At 51.8% G+C, this 2,928-nt stretch carries 3 protein-coding genes; all 3 read left to right on the forward strand.

What is annotated here, in order from left to right:
• Window positions 1-377: AIR synthase-related protein (locus tag Q0340_RS10550; protein WP_298083269.1), on the forward strand; the 377-nt coding region annotated here is incomplete at its 5' end.
• A gap of 182 nt (window positions 378-559) precedes the next feature.
• Complete coding sequence (locus Q0340_RS10555) at window positions 560-997, forward strand: DUF417 family protein (protein ID WP_298083270.1); 438 nt, start codon at window positions 560-562, stop codon at window positions 995-997.
• A gap of 415 nt (window positions 998-1,412) precedes the next feature.
• Window positions 1,413-2,453 (forward strand): isoaspartyl peptidase/L-asparaginase, encoded by a 1,041-nt coding sequence (locus Q0340_RS10560; protein WP_298083271.1) that lies wholly within the window; start codon window positions 1,413-1,415, stop codon window positions 2,451-2,453.
• The last annotated feature ends 475 nt before the right edge of the window (window positions 2,454-2,928 follow it).

Here is a 2,928-nt window from a genome sequence, read left to right on the forward strand (position 1 = left end):
TGCGCGAGGATCTGCGCGCAAAAATTTCAAAGAATTCGCGCTTCGTCAGGCCTGTTTTGCGCGATAAGTTTTTTTACAAGGCGGCGAAGCTCATTAGCGCGGCGATGGACATTAGCGATGGGCTCGCGCAGGATCTGCCCCGCCTACTGGAGGCTAGCGGCGTGGGTGCGCGCTGGATCGCCCGCCCTAGCGAGGCTGCGTTGCAAAGCGGCGAGGAGTACGAGATTTTGTTCAGCTTCGCGCCGAAGTTTTTGCCTAAAATCTACGCAATTGCCGCTAAGGCGGGCGTCGCGATCAATATTATCGCCGAGGTTTGCCCGCGCACGCCACAAAGCTCTATGGAATTTCGCGGCAGCTCGCACCACTTCGCGCCTTGAAATTTTACCGCGACTGATTTAAATTTTAAGGCGCGCGGCATGGAATTTGAAATTTCGCGGAGCCACGAAATTTCGTGGAGGCGTAGAATTTTATGAAGCCGCGGAATTTGGAATTTCGCCCCTTCACGTAGCCTACACGCAAGCTCGCTATCATACCGCTACACAATTTACAAAGGAGCCGTATGAGGGAGATCGTAAAAAAATTTGTCGCAGGCGACGCGGATATTATATTCGCCAGACTTTCCGTTATCATCGTGCTTGCCGTGATGGGCAACTACAAGTGGTTTGAGTTCGAGGTGGAGGCTTTAAAGCCGCTCTTTTCGCAGACGTGGCTTTCGTTTTTGCCCTCAGCGCTCGGGGACGCCGGCGCGAGCTATTTTTTGGGCGTGGTAGAGACCGTGGGCTATCTCTCGCTCATCGCGGGCTTTTTCAAGCCGAAGGCGGGTATCGTGGGCGATCTCATCGTGATCGTCATGGCGCTGAGCACGCTCAGCCTACTGCCGCAGCTGGGCAAGATCGACGGCTTTATCTTTAAAGACCTTTTCTTGCTAGGCCTTGGCTTGGTGCTGCTAAAATACGACCTGACGCGCCTTTGCCGCGGAGAAAAAAGCTGCGATTGAGCCGTCAAAACATATTGGCGTCGGTTCCGACGCAACACTAAATGATCGCGCACGGCGAGCTTGAGGCGTTTTGATTTAAAGCCTGCTTTGCCAGCGGGTACGTGCTTGAGCTTGCTTGTGCGCGGCGCCGTTTAAAATACGGCCTCGCGCTAAAATTTTACGGCGCGCGGTTGAAATTTATTGAGCTGCAGTAATTAAATTTTACTGACGCACAAACTCAAAATTATAAAATTTAAATCAACCTATCAGATTGCGCCACAAATTGAGTCGCGTTAAATTTGACAACGGAAGCTTAATCCTAAGCTCAAAGCATTAGATTTAGATCCAGCCGAATTCGCATTTGATTAAGCGAAACGAAAAGCGCAAAGTTATATCATTTCTTAGAAATTCTCCAATTTTTTCGAAAGGATGAGATATGAAGCACTTTTCACTCTCAAAGGCCGTTTTTATGGCGGCGAGTTTGGCCCTGCTCGGGCTAACGGCTGCGAATGCGCAGGAGAAATTTTCCCCGGTTATCGTCATTCACGGCGGCACCAGCGGACTTGATCTAACCAAAGAGGAATTTAAAATCCGCGAGGAACCGATGAAAAAAGCGCTTTTGGCTGGTCAAGCCGTCCTTGAAAAAGGCGGTAGCGCGATGGATGCCGTTACGGCGGCCATTATGGTGCTTGAGGACGATCCGAATTTCAACGCGGGCAAGGGCGCGGTCTTTACAGCCGACGGATTTAACGAGCTCGACGCCTCGATCATGGACGGCTCGACCAAAAAAGCGGGCGCGGTCGCGATGGCACGGCATATCAAAAACCCTATCCTAGGCGCCAGACTCGTGATGGATAAGACGTGGCATACGCTAGTCGCCGGCGAGGGAGCCGACAAGCTCGCCAAAGAAAACGGCCTAGAGATGGTCGATCAGAAGTATTTTTTCACGCAGTTTAGATACGACGCACTGCAAAAAGCCAAAGAGAAGCAAAAGCTGTTACTTGATAGCGAAAAGGCGAAAAAGACGTCGCTAAATTTACACGAGCGCCCGTATCTTGGCACCGTGGGCGCGATCGCGCTGGATAAAAACGGCAACCTAGCCGCAGCGACCAGCACCGGCGGCATGACCAACAAAATGACCGGCCGCATCGGCGATAGCCCGATAATCGGCTCCGGAACCTACGCTGACAACGACTCGGTGGCGGTTTCTTGCACCGGCACGGGCGACATCTACATGCGCGTAAACGCCGCGCACGAGGTCTCGGCTCTGTATAAATACAAAACCTCCGACGTGCAAAAGGCCGCCGAAGAAGCGGTAAAAGAGGTCAAAGCGCTCGGCGGCAGCGGCGGCATCATCTCGATCGACAAGCACGGACACACGGGCTTTGCGTGGACGAAAGACAAGCTTGGCATGTATCACGGCGAGGCAAGGCTCGGAGCTAAACCGATCGTTTATTGGCCACTTGGCGAGAAATGATAAAAATTTAAGCAGGCGGCGGATAGCGCGAAGGTCGTAGGAGCGCCCAGCGAGAGATGATCAAATTTAGCCTCTTTTGTCTCGTTTGCTCTTTGACCCCGCGTAAATTTTAAAATTTGCCGCGCGTTTTAATAAAGCTCTACTCTGCTTCGGCGGGGCGGAGCTTGTCTAAATTTTAAAATTTATCCGCGCGTAGTCCACGCCAACGCTCCGAGCGGCAAGAATGGGAAGCAGGGTAGCTTTCGTTCAAGTATCAAAACCCAAAACGGCGCCGCCTTTTGCGCGGTCTATGAATACGGCGTGTATGAGATAGCAGGGTAGGGGGCGAACTTAACGCGCTCGGCGAAATTTCGCGGAATTTAGTCAATTATCGCGCGCAGTTTTATCTAAGCTGCTGCAAATTTTATCCGTAGCCGCCGTGATCTTGCCCGCGTCCAAATAAAATTTCACGAAATTCCGTAGAATTTTACGCTAT

It is taken from the genome of uncultured Campylobacter sp. (genome assembly GCF_938045595.1).
In the GTDB taxonomy this organism is placed as follows: Bacteria; Campylobacterota; Campylobacteria; order Campylobacterales; family Campylobacteraceae; genus Campylobacter_B.

Bases quoted from the DNA above. Each gene is read 5' to 3' on its own strand.
- Q0340_RS10555 (WP_298083270.1), top strand. From the start codon at position 560: ATGAGGGAGATCGTAAAAAAATTTGTCGCAGGCGACGCGGATATTATA.
- Q0340_RS10560 (WP_298083271.1), top strand. From the start codon at position 1,413: ATGAAGCACTTTTCACTCTCAAAGGCCGTTTTTATGGCGGCGAGTTTG.